This window comes from Luteibacter yeojuensis (assembly GCF_000964085.1).
Classification (GTDB): Bacteria; Pseudomonadota; Gammaproteobacteria; order Xanthomonadales; family Rhodanobacteraceae; genus Luteibacter; species Luteibacter yeojuensis_A.
This window is the reverse complement of sequence record NZ_JZRB01000023.1, coordinates 12,845-26,994: the sequence shown is the minus strand read 5'-3', so window position 1 is coordinate 26,994 and position 14,150 is coordinate 12,845. Positions and strand designations below refer to the sequence as shown.

General features: G+C 67.9%; 12 protein-coding genes. 2 read left to right on the top strand and 10 right to left on the bottom strand.

Going from position 1 to position 14,150, the window contains the following annotated elements; translation table 11 throughout:
- Positions 1-135 precede the first annotated feature (135 nt).
- Positions 136-267 (top strand): hypothetical protein, encoded by a 132-nt coding sequence (locus VI08_RS22375; protein WP_269745837.1) that lies wholly within the window; start codon positions 136-138, stop codon positions 265-267.
- 450 nt (positions 268-717) lie between these two features.
- On the opposite strand, the gene VI08_RS11425 is transcribed toward VI08_RS22375, so the two are convergent.
- From VI08_RS11425 to cmk, 8 genes are all read right to left on the bottom strand, one after another.
- Complete coding sequence (locus VI08_RS11425) at positions 718-1,590, bottom strand: UTP--glucose-1-phosphate uridylyltransferase (protein ID WP_045829722.1); 873 nt, start codon at positions 1,588-1,590, stop codon at positions 718-720.
- Complete coding sequence (locus VI08_RS11420; protein ID WP_045829721.1) at positions 1,587-3,485, bottom strand: polysaccharide biosynthesis protein; 1,899 nt, start codon at positions 3,483-3,485, stop codon at positions 1,587-1,589. Before VI08_RS11420 ends, VI08_RS11425 begins: the two co-directional genes overlap by 4 nt.
- On the bottom strand, positions 3,472-4,506 hold the full coding sequence (locus VI08_RS11415; RefSeq protein ID WP_045829720.1) for an MraY family glycosyltransferase: 1,035 nt from the start codon (positions 4,504-4,506) through the stop codon (positions 3,472-3,474). Before VI08_RS11415 ends, VI08_RS11420 begins: the two co-directional genes overlap by 14 nt.
- Positions 4,503-5,675, bottom strand: a complete 1,173-nt coding sequence (gene lapB / locus VI08_RS11410) for a lipopolysaccharide assembly protein LapB (RefSeq protein WP_045829719.1) — start codon at positions 5,673-5,675, stop codon at positions 4,503-4,505. The genes VI08_RS11415 and lapB overlap by 4 nt, the downstream gene beginning before the upstream one ends.
- Positions 5,672-5,932 (bottom strand): lipopolysaccharide assembly protein LapA domain-containing protein, encoded by a 261-nt coding sequence (locus VI08_RS11405; protein ID WP_045829718.1) that lies wholly within the window; start codon positions 5,930-5,932, stop codon positions 5,672-5,674. The genes lapB and VI08_RS11405 overlap by 4 nt, the downstream gene beginning before the upstream one ends.
- 199 nt (positions 5,933-6,131) lie before the next feature.
- Positions 6,132-6,431, bottom strand: coding sequence for an integration host factor subunit beta (locus VI08_RS11400; RefSeq protein ID WP_045829717.1), 300 nt, complete (start codon positions 6,429-6,431; stop codon positions 6,132-6,134).
- Positions 6,432-6,516: 85 nt separating this feature from the next.
- Positions 6,517-8,190, bottom strand: a complete 1,674-nt coding sequence (gene rpsA / locus VI08_RS11395) for a 30S ribosomal protein S1 (RefSeq protein ID WP_045829716.1) — start codon at positions 8,188-8,190, stop codon at positions 6,517-6,519.
- A gap of 146 nt (positions 8,191-8,336) precedes the next feature.
- Positions 8,337-9,014 carry a (d)CMP kinase gene (gene cmk / locus VI08_RS11390; protein ID WP_084621459.1) on the bottom strand — a complete coding sequence of 226 codons (678 nt, stop codon included), beginning with the start codon at positions 9,012-9,014 and terminating at the stop codon, positions 8,337-8,339.
- 121 nt (positions 9,015-9,135) lie between these two features.
- Between cmk and VI08_RS11385 the strand changes: the two genes are divergently transcribed.
- Positions 9,136-9,408, top strand: a complete 273-nt coding sequence (locus VI08_RS11385; protein ID WP_045829715.1) for an acyl-CoA-binding protein — start codon at positions 9,136-9,138, stop codon at positions 9,406-9,408.
- A 59-nt stretch (positions 9,409-9,467) separates the two neighbouring features.
- On the opposite strand, the gene treY is transcribed toward VI08_RS11385, so the two are convergent.
- Both treY and malQ read right to left on the bottom strand, forming a co-directional pair.
- Positions 9,468-12,074: a malto-oligosyltrehalose synthase gene (gene treY, locus VI08_RS11380; RefSeq protein ID WP_045829714.1), complete on the bottom strand. Its 2,607-nt coding sequence runs from the start codon at positions 12,072-12,074 to the stop codon at positions 9,468-9,470.
- Entirely contained in the window at positions 12,071-14,149 is a 2,079-nt protein-coding gene (gene malQ / locus VI08_RS11375; protein ID WP_198148927.1) for a 4-alpha-glucanotransferase, read from the bottom strand. The genes treY and malQ overlap by 4 nt, the downstream gene beginning before the upstream one ends.
- Between the last annotated feature and the right edge of the window lies 1 nt (position 14,150).

The following is a 14,150-nucleotide window of genomic DNA, read 5'->3' as shown; positions in this document are numbered from 1 at the left end:
CGCGCAGCTCGCGGGTCGTGGTGAGAATGGCTTTCTAGCGGGCTTTGCAGCCTGTTTCTGTGGTTGGCACGGCCGATGCAACTCCTCTGGCGAAAGGGCAAACACGCCCACCCGCAAAGCTTGAGGAGAACCACCATGAAAGTCGAAACCTTCCTGCTGAAGACCTTCTTCGTCGCCGCCGTGCTGGCCTGCATGCTGACCCTGGGCGCGATGGTGACGACCGATCCCGCCCACGCGGCCACCACGCTCATCGCCTCGGCCCGCTAACCCTCGACCCCCAAGCCGCAACACCCACCACCCACCACCCGGCGTGAGGCATCAGGTGCCCTGCACCTCGCAGTGGGCCCAACGCGCCGCGCACGCGCACCCTGCAGGCGGCCACCCGTCCGCGAGGCCCCGAGTCGTCCACGCGCATAGGCGTATCTCGGCCCCCACCCCACCTCCGTGCCGCAAAGAGTCCTTGGTGCCCACCCTCAAGGCGAGTTCCGCACAAGAGAGCGGCCGTAGGCCCGTAGGAGCGCACACCCGTGCGCGAATGGAAAACACGGCGGCGCAGCCGCAGCCTTGGACGCGAGGGTGGGCAGCAAGGGCTCTTTGCCTCAACCCCGCACGCCATAGGCGGCGAACGCCGCTGAAGACATGCATTCGCGCTAGCGAATGAACCGATTAAAAAGAGCATCGCGCGCAAAAAAAAGCCCGGCGGTGCCGGGCTTTTGCTTACTTCGCCGCGTACTCGCGGACGATGGGGGCCAGTTTTGGATCCTCCATCGCCATCGCCAGCGTCGCGCGCACCAGGCCCGACTTGTTACCGCAGTCGAAACGCGTGCCCTCGAACTTATACGACAGCACCTTGCCCTTCGACTTCAGCAACGCCTCGATGGCGTCGGTGAGCTGGATCTCGCCACCCGCGCCCGGCGTCGTCTTCTCGAGGAACCCGAAGATCGTGCTCGGCAGCACATAGCGGCCAACCACCGCCAGGTTCGACGGGGCATCGGCCGGCTTCGGCTTCTCCACCATGTGCTCGATGACGCCAGAGCGGTCGTTCACCTCGCCGCTGAGCTTCACCACGCCGTACTTGTCGGTGTCCTGCTCCGGCACCTCTTCCACCGCGATGACGCCGGCGGATTCCTTGTTTGCCAGGTCGGCCATCTGGCCCAGGGCGCCACGGCCCTTCGTCCAGATGAGGTCGTCGGGCAGCATGACGCCGAAGTGCTCTTCGTTCACCACCGCCTTGGCGCGGAGCACGGCATCGCCCAGGCCCATGGCCTCGGGCTGCGTGACGAACACGCAGCGCACGTGGCGCGGGAGGATGTCGCGGAGGATGCCGAGCAGCTCCGCCTTGTTCTTCTCGGCCAGCTTCTCTTCCAGCTCGTAGGCCTTGTCGAAGTAATCGGCGATGGCGTGCTTGTAACGGTTGGTGACAAACACCAGCGTGTCGGCACCGGCGTCGACGGCTTCGTCCACGGCGTACTGGATGAGCGGCCGGTCGAGCACCGGGAGCATTTCCTTGGCTACCACCTTGGTCGCGGGAAGGAAGCGCGTACCGAGGCCAGCCACCGGAAATACCACCGTGCGCAGGGGTTGGGTCATGCGATGTCTCCACTTTCGTTGCGGCGAAGCGGCAGCACGTTGCCGGACTGCGGCTCGCTCCAGCGGAACGAAGGCAGCAGTTGCGACACGCACCGACGCAGGGTTTCCTCATCGAAGGCCCAGACAGCCTCCTCGGCGCGGGCCAGCTGCGTCTGCAGCAGCTCCCACGACACCTGGCGGTGCTGGGCCTGGAAAATCTTGGCGTGGGTGGTGCTGGTGTAGTTCTCGAGCGGGTGGAACAGTTCTTCGAACAGCTTCTCGCCCGAGCGAAGACCGGTGTAGACGATCTGTATGTCAGAACCGGGACGCTTGCCCGCGAGGCGGATCATCTGTTCAGCCAAATCGCGGATCTTGACCGGGTCGCCCATGTCGAGCGCGAAGATCTCGCCGCCCTTGCCCAGCGTGGCCGCCTGCAAGATGAGCTGGCAGGCCTCGGGGATGGTCATGAAGTAGCGCGAGATCTCCGGGTGCGTGATGGTCACCGGGCCGCCCTGGCGGATCTGCCGGCGGAACAGCGGCACCACCGAACCGGCCGAATCCAGCACGTTGCCGAAGCGCACGGTGATGAAGCGCGTGGCGGTGTGCGCGGCCAGGTTCTGGCACCAGATCTCAGCCATGCGCTTGCATGCGCCCATGACCGACGTGGGGTTCACGGCCTTGTCGGTGGAGATGAGCACGAAGGTCTCGGCCCCGCAGCGGACGGCGGCATCGGCCACCACGCGCGTGCCAAGCACGTTGTTGCGGAACGCCTCGCGCAGCTGGCCCTGCAGCATGGGCACGTGCTTGTAGGCAGCGGCGTGGAAGACGATCTGCGGCTGGGTCTCTTCGAAAAGACGCTGGATGGCCACCGATTCGCGGGCGTCGGTGAGCATGCCGTTGAAGATGAGCTCGGGGTACGCCGAGGTGAGCTCCTGGCCGATGCGGTACAGGTTGTACTCCGACATCTCGACCACGGTGAGCGACGCGGCACCCAGGCGGGCCACCTGCCGGCAGAGTTCCGAACCGATGGAGCCACCGCCACCGGTGACCAGCACGCGGCGGCCGCTGACGGTTTCGCGGATGGCGGTCCAGTCGAGCTCCACGGCATCGCGGCCGAGCAGGTCCTCGATGGCCACTTCCTTGATCTCGTTGAACTGCGCGCGGCCGGCGACCACGTCTTCCAGGCGCGGCACGGTGCGGAACGGCAACCCGGTGCTTTCGCAGAAGGCGACGATGCGGCGCATCTGCGCCGTGGTGGCGCCCGGCACGGCGATGAGCAGCATCTGCACGGCGACCGCGCGGGAGAGCTCGGCCAGCTGGTCGATGGTGCCCAGCACCGGCACGCCACCGATCTGCGCACCGCGCAGGGCCAGGTTATCGTCGACGAAGCCGATGACGCTGTAGCGGCTGTCACGGCGCAGGTCGCGCGCCAGGGCATCGCCGGCGCGGTCGGCGCCGACGATCAGCACGCGCTTGGTCGGCGTGGACTGGAACAGGTCGATGCGGCTGTCTTTCCAGAAGCGGTAGCTGAGCCGCGGCAGGCCAAGCAGCACCACCAGCACCACCGGGTAGACCAGGAGCACCGAGCGCGGCACGCCGTCGAGGCGCGCGTACATGACCATGGCCAGGCCGATGATCAGCGAGCCGATGACGGTGGCCTTGATGATGTTCCACAGGTCGGGAAGGCTGGCGAAGCGCCAGACGCCCTTGTACAGCCCCGTCCAGTTGAACACCGCGCCCTGCACCAGCAGCACCAGCGGGAATTCCATCGGCAGGTAGGTGACCGGGGCGGATTCCGGCATCAGCGCGTAACGCAGCGCCTTCGCGATCCACCAGGCGAGCGCCGCCATGGCCAGGTCGTGCGCGACGACCGCGGTGCGGGGGTGGATGATGCCAATGAACTTACGCAGAAACATGTCGCTCCCTTCGACGCAAGCACGATCGCTTGCCAATACGCCAGGCCGCTGCCCCCAGCAGGTAGGCCCCCACGCAGCACGCAGGCGCCACCGCCGGGTGGCGGAGCGCGATCCATGCGCTGGGTACGCATACAACGAGGTTCCACAAGAGGTAGCCAGAAGCTACCCGGGTATGGGTTTGTCCCCGCCGCACGAGCCATTGGTACAGGTGCTCGCGATGCGGAGTGTACCAGCGCGCGCCGCGCAGCATGCGCACGGCCAGCGTCAACGAGGCGTCGATGACGAAGGCCGAGGACAGGATCAGTTCAGGCCACAGCAGGTCGGTGCGCCACGCCCACAACATGGCCGTGAGGGCAAACACGATGAAACCCACCGTGGCGCTGCCCACGTCGCCCATGAATATGCGGGCCGGGGACCGGTTGAAGTACCAAAAGGCCAGCGCCGCCATGTCGAGGCAGCCCGCGGCGATGCCGATGCCATAGGCCCCTGCCCCCACCGCCAGCAGCGCCGTGGCGCCGCCGAAGAAAATGGCCTGGAGGGCGGCGATGCCGTCGATGCCGTCCATGAAATTGTGCAGGTTGACGCACCAGACACCCGCCAGCAGCAAGGGCGCGGCCCACCACAGGCTGGCCGCATGGCTGGCCACCGCGATGCAGAACAGCAGCGTGGCGGCAAGCTGGATGGCAAGGCGGGGCCGGATGGGCAGCGAGCCATGGTCGTCGAGCCAGCCGATGGCGGCGATGGCGATGACCCCGACCGTGAAGGCCCCCACCACCGCCGGGCCCGGCGAGGGCGGCAGGAGCAGCAAGGCGGCGGGCATGCCCACGAGGGTGCCGATGACGATGCCGATGCCGCCGCCGCGCGGCGTCGGCATGCTGTGCGAGCGGCGCTGGCCCGGGGCATCGAGCATGCCCTTGCGATGGGCATAGCCGATGGTGGCCCGCACGCAGGCGAAAGAAACGATGAATGCAGCGACGAGGCAGCCGACGGCGAACCACGACGGGCTGGGCAAGGCGCTCATTCGTTGGCGACGCCATGGATGGGCCGCACGGTGCCCCAGTTCTTGCAGCTCGGGCACTGCCAGTGGTGCGCCTTGGCGCCGAAGCCGCAACGGCTGCAGCGGTACATCGCCTGGCCCTCGAGCAGCTTGCGCGTCAGGTCGCGCAGGATGAGGTAGTTCTCGCGCGCCTCGCCCGAGACCTTGTCCATCGTCGCATCGATGAGCGCCATGAGGCCGCGCACCGAGGGCCGCTTGCGCAGCTGGCCGGTGAGGAAATCGATGGCCGTGCGCTCGCCGTCGCGCCCCTCGTAAAGGCGGGTGAGCGCCAGCACCGGCGAGATGCCGTGGTAGCGCGCCATGATCTCGCGCAGGAACGTTTCCGCGCGGTCCATCTGCTGCGAGCGGGCGTAGCAGTGCAGCAGCGGCGGCAGTATCTCGGGCACGAAGGCGATGTCGGCCGCGATAGCCGCCTCGTACGACGCGATGGCCCGTGGCATGTCGTCTTCCTCGGACGAGAGCCGGCCGGCGATCATGTGGGCACGGACGCAATCGGCCTGGCAGGCGAAGGCCTCGCGGATGTAGTCGCGTGCCTCGGTGCGTGCGCCATGCTGGCGCGATTGCTCGGCCAGCTCGCAGTAGAACTGGGCGATCATCGCCGACTCGTCCTCGCCCGTCATGGCCTCGAGGCGGCGGGCGTGGTCGATGGCCTTGTGCCACTCGCGCTCGTGCTGGTAGATGGCGATGAGGTGGCGCAGCGCCGACGGCGCCAGCGCGTCCATGGCCACCAGGTCGGAGAAGAGCGTCTCCGCGCGGTCGAGCAAGCCGGCGCGCATGTAGTCCTCGCCCAGCTCGAGCAGTGCCACGGTTTTCATTTCATCGGACAGGCCCTGGCGCGAGACCAGGTGCTGGTGCAGGCGGATGGCGCGGTCGACCTCGCCGCGCTTGCGGAACAGGTTGCCCAGCGCGAGGTGGGTTTCCACGGTATCGCGGTTGTATTCCGCCAGGCGCAGGAACACCTCCAGCGCCTTGTCCTGCTCCTCGTTGAGCAGGTAGTTCAGGCCACGGAAGTAGTCGGAGGAAAGTTCGTTGACCCTGGCCCCCGAGCGCCTGGCATCGGTGCGGCGGGCCAGCCACCAGCCGCAGTAGAAAGCGACGGGCGGGACGAGCGCCAACAGCCAGATCGGGTTCATGCGGGCTTCGCGTTCACTACCTTGCCGCCGCGGAGGGCCCGCCGGCGCTTGCGCTGGTGGGCGAACGACGTGCCCACCCAGGCCGTGAGCCCACCCAGCACCCAGCCGACGAGCAGGAACGCCAGCATGGCGCCGCCCTTGGGCAGGGACGCCCGGGCGAACCCGAAATCGAAGGGGACGAGGTCGGCGTTGAGCGCGCCGAACACGATGCCGGCGGCGACGAATAACAGCAGGAAAAGTAAGGCGATCAGACGCATCCGGCGACTTTACCCGAATCCATGGAGGCTTGGTGGTGTGAGGGTCGGTATTTGTACAGGTTCACGGGGAAGCGGAGGTGGGAAGTGGGGGCGCATGCATGAGTGCTCCCGCGAGGAGTGGAGGTTCACGAAGGCGCAGGGCCATGCGCCCCCACTTCCCACCCCTGCTTTCTCCCCTGCTCCAAAAAAAAACGCCGCGTTAAGTCGCGGCGTCTTCGAGGGCCAGGTTCACGCGTTCGCGTAGTTCCTTGCCCGGCTTGAAATGCGGCACGTGCTTGCCCGGCAGGGCCACCGCCTCGCCGGTCTTGGGGTTGCGCCCCATGCGCGGCGGACGGAAGTGCAGCGCGAAACTGCCAAAGCCGCGAATCTCGATGCGCTCGCCCGTGGAGAGGGCCTGGCTCATCTGTTCGAGCACGCTCTTAACGGCAAGTTCCACGTCGCTGAAGGCAAGGTGGGTCTGGCGCCGAGCCAGCGCCTCGATCAGTTCCGACTTGGTCATGGGTCCCCTGATTCTTCGATAAAGCTGACGCAAACAACAGGTTACAACAAAACGAGGGGCGGGCTAGCCGCCCCTCGCTCCGACTTTAGTCGGCCTTGTTCATCTGCTCCTTGAGGAGCGCGCCGAGCTTCGTCGTACCGCCGGCGGCGGACTGGTAGTCGGCCATCGTATCGGCCAGCTCTTCCTCGTCCTTCGCGCGGATCGACAGCTGCAGCTGGCGGCCCTTGCGATCCATGCCGGTGAACTTCGCTTCGACCGCATCGCCCACCTTCAGGTGCTGGGTGGCGTCGTCGACGCGTTCCTTGGCGATGTCGTTGGCACGCAGGTAGCCCTCGACGCCTTCGCCCAGGTCGATCACCGCACCCTTGGCGTCCACTTCCTTGACGGTGCCGTTAAGGATCGTGCCGCGCGGGTTGGTGGCCATGAACTGGCCGAACGGATCCTGCTCCATCTGCTTGATGCCAAGCGAGATGCGCTCACGCTCCGGATCCACGGCGAGCACCACGGCTTCGACTTCGTCGCCCTTCTTGAAGTTGCGGACGAGGTCTTCACCCGAGGCCTGCCACGAGATGTCGGACAGGTGGACGAGGCCGTCGATGCCGCCTTCCAGGCCGATGAAGATGCCGAAGTCGGTGATCGACTTGATCTGGCCCGACACCTTGTCGCCCTTCTTGTGCATGGCGGCGAAGGCTTCCCACGGGTTCGAGCGGGTCTGCTTGATACCCAGCGAGATGCGGCGACGCTCTTCATCCACGTCCAGGACCATGACCTCGGTCTCGTCACCGACCTGCACCACCTTGGCCGGGTTGACGTTCTTGTTGGTCCAGTCCATTTCGGAGACGTGCACCAGGCCTTCGACGCCCGGCTCGATCTCGACGAAGCAGCCGTAATCGGTGACGTTGGAGACCTTGCCGAACAGGCGGCTACCGACCGGGTAGCGGCGGGCGATGGCGACCCACGGGTCGTCGCCGAGCTGCTTGAGGCCGAGCGAGACGCGGTTGCGCTCGCGGTCGTACTTCAGCACGCGCACATCGAGCTCGTCGCCGACGTTGACGACTTCCGACGGGTGGCGAACACGCTTCCACGCCATGTCGGTGATGTGGAGCAGGCCATCGATGCCGCCGAGGTCGACGAACGCGCCGTAATCGGTGAGGTTCTTGACCACGCCCTTGACGACCGCGCCCTCGGTGAGGCGCTCGAGCAGCTTCTCGCGCTCTTCGGAGAACTCGGTCTCGACGACGGCGCGGCGGCTGACGACCACGTTGTTGCGCTTGCGGTCGAGCTTGATGATCTTGAACTCGAGGTCCTTGCCCTCGAGGTAGACCGGGTCGCGGACCGGACGCACGTCGACGAGGGAGCCCGGCAGGAACGCGCGGACATCCTTGATATCGACCGTGAAGCCGCCCTTGACCTTGCCGGAGATCTTGCCGGTGATGGTCTCTTCCTTGTCGAACGCCTGCTCGAGGTCGTCCCACACCATCGAACGCTTGGCCTTCTCGCGGGAGAGCTTGGTTTCGCCGAAGCCGTCTTCGAGCGCGTCGAGCGCGACCTTGACTTCGTCACCCACCTCTACTTCGAGGGCACCGTTCTCGTCCTTGAACTGCTCGATCGGAACAATGCCTTCGCTCTTCAGGCCAGCGTTGATCACCACGACGTCGTTGCGGATTTCCACAACGATACCGGTGACGATCGAGCCGGGCTTCAGCTTCGAGATAGCCTGCTGGCTTTGTTCAAACAGTTCGGCAAAACTTTCAGTCATGTTGATTCCAGGGTTATGAAAGGCCGTACCCGGCGCACGCGAACATCATTGACGCGAGCGGACGGGGGACCCACCGGTTGTGGGTGCTTGCGCACCGTTACCAAGAACCCACGCGCAACTGCGTGGGCGATGTGCCGGGCGCCCCCTTACGGACGCACCACGGCGAATACCTTTGCCACCACCGCCTCGATGGGCATGCCTGTCGTATCGATGACGACGGCGCCCGTGGCGGGCTTCAACGGGGCGACCGGCCGCGACGCATCCCGCTCGTCGCGCGCCTCGATTTCCCGTTGGAGGCCTGCAAGTGTAACGCTGAGCCCCTTATCCTTCAACTGCTTATAGCGCCTTTTCGCGCGTTCGGCCGCGCTGGCCGTGAGGAACACCTTGAAGGGGGCATCGGGGAAAATCACCGTGCCCATGTCGCGGCCGTCGGCGACCAGCCCCGGGGCCTTGCGGAAAGCCAGCTGCAGGTCGACCAGGGCCTGCCGGACCGAGGGGATGACGGCGATGGCCGAGGCGGCCGCCCCTGCCGTTTCCGTGCGTAGTTCGTCGGTGGCGTCGTGGCCGTTGACCAGCACGTGGGTCTCGCCCCCGTCCTGGCTGGGCTGGAAGCGGATCTTCACGGTCTGGGCGCAGCGGGTGACGGCATCCACGTCGGAGAGATCGATGCCCGCGGCACCGGCCGCGTAGCCCACGGCCCGGTAGAGGGCGCCCGAGTCGAGCATGCGCCAGCCGAGCTGGTCGGCGACGAGGCGGCTGATGGTGCCCTTGCCGGAGCCCGAGGGGCCGTCGATGGTGAGGACGGGGACGGGGGCGTGGGCCATGGGGAACCTCGGTCTGGAAACCCGCATGATACCCGAGGCCACGGGTGGCGGTTCCGATGGACAGCCCCCGGGACGCATGCTACAAGCCCCCAACCTTCCCGCACCACGACGCGCCCGCCCCATGCCTGACGATCTCCAGAGCCAGTTCGAACAGGCATCGCTGGACATCACCCGGCTGGGGCACCGGCCGGACAACGACACCCTGCTGCGCATCTACGCCCTATACAAGCAGGGCGCCGAGGGCGACGTCCACGGCGACAAGCCCGGCTTCTTCGATTTCGTGGGCACGGCCAAGTACGAGGCCTGGGCCACCTTGCGCGGCACCACCCGGGAGCAGGCGATGCGCGATTACATCGCGCTGGTGCGCGCGCTGGGGGCTAGCGGCTTCGTGTAGGAGCCCACCCCGTGGGCGACAGGGTTTCGCGAAAAGCTGTCGCCCACGGGGGTGGGCTCCTACTTTGACGAGAGCCAGGCAGCCACGGGCAACTCGCCCATCAGCTCGGCCAGGGGCACCACGCCCCCGTCCCGCTTCCCGATATCCAGCAGGCTGCTCCACTTGCCGGGCGGCAGCTCCAGCGTGGTGCCTTGCCAGCGATCCGCCGGTATCGCCGGCGCGGAGCTGCCCGCCAGCCAGGGCGCCAGGTGGCGGCCCACGGCCACGACGAGCTTCTGGCCGCGGTGCTCGCGCACGAAGGCCAGTACCTTGCCCGCCGCGGGGCCCGTGGCCTCCAGCGGCCGGTAGGCGCCCCGCGCGAACAGCTCCGGGTGGCCCTTGCGGGCGCAGAGCAGCCGCATGATCACCCCTTGCTTGATGGCCCCGTCGCGCCAGGTGGCCAGCGCCTCGACCGGCGAGGGGTCGCGCTCCAGCGAGGCGGAGCGGGCGAGGAAATCGACAGGCCGGCGGTTATCGGGGTCGACCAGGCTGAAATCCCAGTAGTCCGTGCCCTGGTAGAGGTCTGGCACGCCGGGCGTCGTCAGGCGCAGCACCGCCTGGGCGAGGCCGTTGGCCGCGCCTGGCGTGGCGATGTATTCGGCGAAGGCGTGGATCTCTTCGGCAGCACCGCCGGAGAGCATCGCCCTGAGGAAGTCCTCACAAGCGTCCTCGTACGGCTCGTTGGGCGAGGTCCATCGCGTCCAACGCTTGGCCTCGCGCAGGGCCTTGCGCTGCCAGGCCGCGACACGCGTGGCGAACCGCTCGATGCCGTCGTCATCGTTGGGCGCCAGGCTCAGGGGCCAGGCACCCACCAGCATCTGGTAAAGCATCACCTCGTCGGAGGCCGAGGGCGCCATGCGGCCATCGGCGCGCTGGCGTAGATCGGCATGCCGCGTGCGCCACCGCTCCACGGTGATCACCCAGCGCTCCGCCACCTCCGACAGCACCGCCAGGCGTGCGCGCAGGTCTTCCCCGCGCTTGTGGTCGTGGGTGGCCGTCGCGAGCAGGTTGTGCGGGAACGTGGCCTGGCGCTGCGCGGCGTGGGCGTGGAAGGTTTCCGCCGGGATAGCCAGCCGCGCGGCGTCCACGCCGACTTCGTTACGCGATAGCAGGCGGCCATAACGGTAGCCCGCCGTATCTTCCACGGCCTTCGCCGCGACGGGCGATGTCGCCTGCTGGAAGACGGCGATAGCGCGCTCGCGTGCGCGGCGCACGGGGCCCGGTGGCAGCGAGCGCGGTGCCTCGCCGCCCAACCAGCCGGCGACTAGGTGCAGCAGGTCGGCGTCCTCGAGGCGGATGGTGCGCAGGGCACCTTCCACGGCGCGCGCGAACACGGCTTCGTCGAACGCGTCGCGGCCCGCGCCGCCCGCATAGGTGCGGTACACGGGGAAATGCACGAGCAGCTCGCCCAGCACGCGGCGTATCGCGGACTGCGAGACATCGCGGGTGGCCACGTCCGCACGCGCCGCCGCGAACAGCGCGCGGGCCGTGCGGTCCAGCTCGGTTTCGAAACTGTCGACCAGGATCTGCCTGCGCGCGTTCACCGCCTGCGTTGCGAAATCCGAGGCATCGCCGGTGAGGCGGCGCCACAAATCGGTGAGCGGCGCTTCCCCGCCTTCGTCGTGCAGCACCGCGGACACCTGGTCCATGAATTCGTAACCGGTGGTGCCGTCGGTGCGCCAGTCGAGCCGCAGGGTTTCGTCCTCGGCCAGGATCTTCTCCACCACCACGTACGCGCCATCGCGGGGCGCACCGGCGGGCCGCTGCGTGCGCAGCCGGTCGAGGCGATGGCGCAACTGGCGGCAATAGCGGCGCGGATCGGCAAGGCCATCGACGTGGTCACAGCGCACCCCGTCGATAAGGCCCTCGGCGTACAGCCGGAAAAGGGTGCGGTGCGTATCCTCGAACACCGCCGTGCGCTCGATGCGCAGGCCGGCAAGTTCGTTGATGTCGAAGAAGCGGCGGTAATTCACCATGTCGCTGGCGAGTTTCCAGAACGCGAGCCGGTAATGCTGCTTCTCGATCAGCGCATGCAGCCGTGCCCTGCCCTCGTCGGTCTTCGCGTCGTGCGTGCGCTCCGCGTCATCGGCTAGCGCCGCCGCCGTCTCCGGCGACAACGGCAGGTAATCGTCGTACAGGCGCAGCACCCACTCGCCACGGCGCTTGCCCAGGCGCAGGTGGCCTTCGCGCAACGTTAGGTCGTAGCCGGCCCCGAGGATCGGTAGCAGCAGGCGACCGCGCACCAGCGGATCCGGCGCGAGCCAATCGATGTCGAAATGGTTGGCGTAGCGGCTTTCGCGCCCATGCCGCAGCACATCCATCCACCAGGCGTTTTCGCTGCCCACGCCCATGTGGTTGGGCACGATGTCGACGATGAGGCCCATGCCGTGCTCGCGCAGCGAGGCGACGAGGCGGCGCAGCGCCTCCTCGCCGCCGATCTCCGGGTTCACCTCGTTGCAGTCGACCACGTCGTAACCGTGCGTGGAACCGCGGCGGGCGCGCAGGATGGGCGATGCGTAAAGGTGGCTGATGCCCATGCGCGCGTAGTACCCGACGACGCCGACGGCATCGTCGAGGGTGAAGCCCGCATGGAATTGCAGGCGGGCCAGCGAACGCGGTGGGCTCACGTGCGGTTCCGGGTCTGGTCGATGGCGGCCGCGACCGCGTGGGCGATGGGGCCGTCGAACAGCCGCGACGAGGAATCCGGCATGCGGCGGCGCCAGTTCGGGTGCACGGCGTCGGTGGGGCCCGGCAGGTTGGGCTGCTCGTGCAGGCCGAGCACATCCTCCACGGGGAAGATGGCGATGGGCGCGGGTGCCTGCGCCACATGCTTGGCGGCCGCCACCACCACGGGCGAGATATCGTCCGGGGCGGGCGGCGCTTCGGCGTTGTACGCGGAGTTGGAAGCGTACATCGCGCTCCACAGGCGGTGGCGGTCCACCTCGCGCTGCGCGGCCTCGTCCACGTTGGGATCATCGAGGCCGGTGCGCTTGCGCCATTCAATGTCACGCCCGCTCCACCAGCCGGCCACGGTAGGCACGTCGTGCGTGCTCGTCGTGGCCATCGCGGTATCCGACCACTCGCGCGGCGACACGAAGCCGCCATCCTCCGCGCGCTCGAACCACAGCACGCGGATACCGAGCACGCATTTCTCGCCAATGGCCTGGCGGAAATCCGAGGGCACCGTGCCCAGGTCCTCGCCGATCACCACCGCGCGGTGCAGGTGGCTTTCGAGCGCGATGAGGCGGAGCAGGTCCTGCAGCGGGTAGCGCACGTAGGCGCCCTCGGTGGCGCCCGCGCCGTGCGGCACCATCCACAGGCGCTTCAGGCCCAGGATGTGGTCGATGCGGACACCGCCCGCGTACGCCAGCGCGGCGCGCAGCATGCCGATGAAGCCGCGGAAACCGGTTTCGCGCAAGCCGCGCGGCGAGAACGTGGTGAGGCCCCAGTCCTGGCCGAGCCGGTTGAGCGCGTCCGGTGGCGCGCCCACCGACAGGCCCTTCAGCACTTCGGCCTGGTGGGCCCACGCGTGGCTGCCGCCGGAATCCGCGCCGACGGCGAGGTCGGCGATGAGGCCGATCTTCATGCCCGCGTCGCGCGCCGCTTTCTGCGCGCCCGACAACCCTTGCGCGGCGAGCCACTGCAGCCAGGCATGGAAACCCACCTCGCGCGAATGCTCGCGCGCGAACGAGGCCACCTCGGGGCTTGCCGGGTCATGGAACGCCGCCGGCCAACCCTGCCAGCCGCCAGGACGGCCGTGCGCGGTGAAGTCCGCATGCAACGCTTCGAAACGCGCATGCCGCTCCAGCGGCTCGCCCTGTTCACGGCGGAACGTGGCGAAGCGCTCGGCGTGCGCGAAATCGACCGAGGCCCACTCGTAGACCGAGCGCAGGATGGTCATGCGGGCACGCGCGGCGCGCGGCCAGTCGATGAGCTCCATCCATTCCAGTTCGGCCAGCTCCTGGCGCAGGTTGTGCGTATCGATCACGGCACGCACCGTCTGCTCGCTGCTGGTCTGCACCGGGTCGACGTAAAGCCCATTGAGGAACAGGCGGCTCGACGGCGCGTACGGGCTGTAGCGTTCGGGCGCGGCGGCAAACAAGGCGTGCACGGGGCTGATGGCAAGCGCGTCGGCGCCCTTCTCCGCCGCGGCGCGCGCGCAGATCGATAGCGCGGTGAAATCGCCGATACCGCCATCGGAGGGGCGCCGCAAACCCGAGACCTGCACCGCCATGCCCCATGGCCGGTGCGCACCGGGGATATCGCGCACGCTGAAGGCGCGCGACGGTGCCACGGCCACGGTCACTTCGGCATCGTCGAGGTACAGCGTGTAGTAGCCCGGCTGCTGCAGCGGCGGCAGGCGCGTGTCGCTGGAGGGCAGTTCGCCTTCGGCGATCAACGCATCGTGTTCGTCGAGCAGCTTCCACGCGCGGCCACGCGGTGCCACGGGCACCTCGATGGGCGCACCGGCCTCGGCGGTGATGAGCCGCGGCAGGCTCGCCCCCGCCCGTTCCTGGGCCAGCCGTTCGAGGCTGGCTTCCACGTCATCGCCGTTGTCAGCCGGCAAGCCCAGCGCGCGCAGCACCGCGCGCAAGGTGTCGGCGGGCACCGACTGGGGACGATCCAGCGCATCACGCCAGTGCACGTCCACGCCTGCTTGTTCGGCCAGCAGCGCGAGGCGATCGTCGAGGGGGGCGTTCACG

What these genes read in the sequence shown, in the direction of transcription:
- VI08_RS11420 (WP_045829721.1), bottom strand. Translation starts at nt 3,485, where the DNA reads ATGTTTCTGCGTAAGTTCATTGGCATCATCCACCCCCGCACCGCGGTC.
- VI08_RS11415 (WP_045829720.1), bottom strand. Translation starts at nt 4,506, where the DNA reads ATGAGCGCCTTGCCCAGCCCGTCGTGGTTCGCCGTCGGCTGCCTCGTC.
- cmk (WP_084621459.1), bottom strand. Translation starts at nt 9,014, where the DNA reads ATGGCCCACGCCCCCGTCCCCGTCCTCACCATCGACGGCCCCTCGGGC.
- rpsA (WP_045829716.1), bottom strand. Translation starts at nt 8,190, where the DNA reads ATGACTGAAAGTTTTGCCGAACTGTTTGAACAAAGCCAGCAGGCTATC.
- VI08_RS11400 (WP_045829717.1), bottom strand. Translation starts at nt 6,431, where the DNA reads ATGACCAAGTCGGAACTGATCGAGGCGCTGGCTCGGCGCCAGACCCAC.
- lapB (WP_045829719.1), bottom strand. Translation starts at nt 5,675, where the DNA reads ATGAACCCGATCTGGCTGTTGGCGCTCGTCCCGCCCGTCGCTTTCTAC.
- VI08_RS11425 (WP_045829722.1), bottom strand. Translation starts at nt 1,590, where the DNA reads ATGACCCAACCCCTGCGCACGGTGGTATTTCCGGTGGCTGGCCTCGGT.
- VI08_RS22375 (WP_269745837.1), top strand. Translation starts at nt 136, where the DNA reads ATGAAAGTCGAAACCTTCCTGCTGAAGACCTTCTTCGTCGCCGCCGTG.
- VI08_RS11405 (WP_045829718.1), bottom strand. Translation starts at nt 5,932, where the DNA reads ATGCGTCTGATCGCCTTACTTTTCCTGCTGTTATTCGTCGCCGCCGGC.
- VI08_RS11385 (WP_045829715.1), top strand. Translation starts at nt 9,136, where the DNA reads ATGCCTGACGATCTCCAGAGCCAGTTCGAACAGGCATCGCTGGACATC.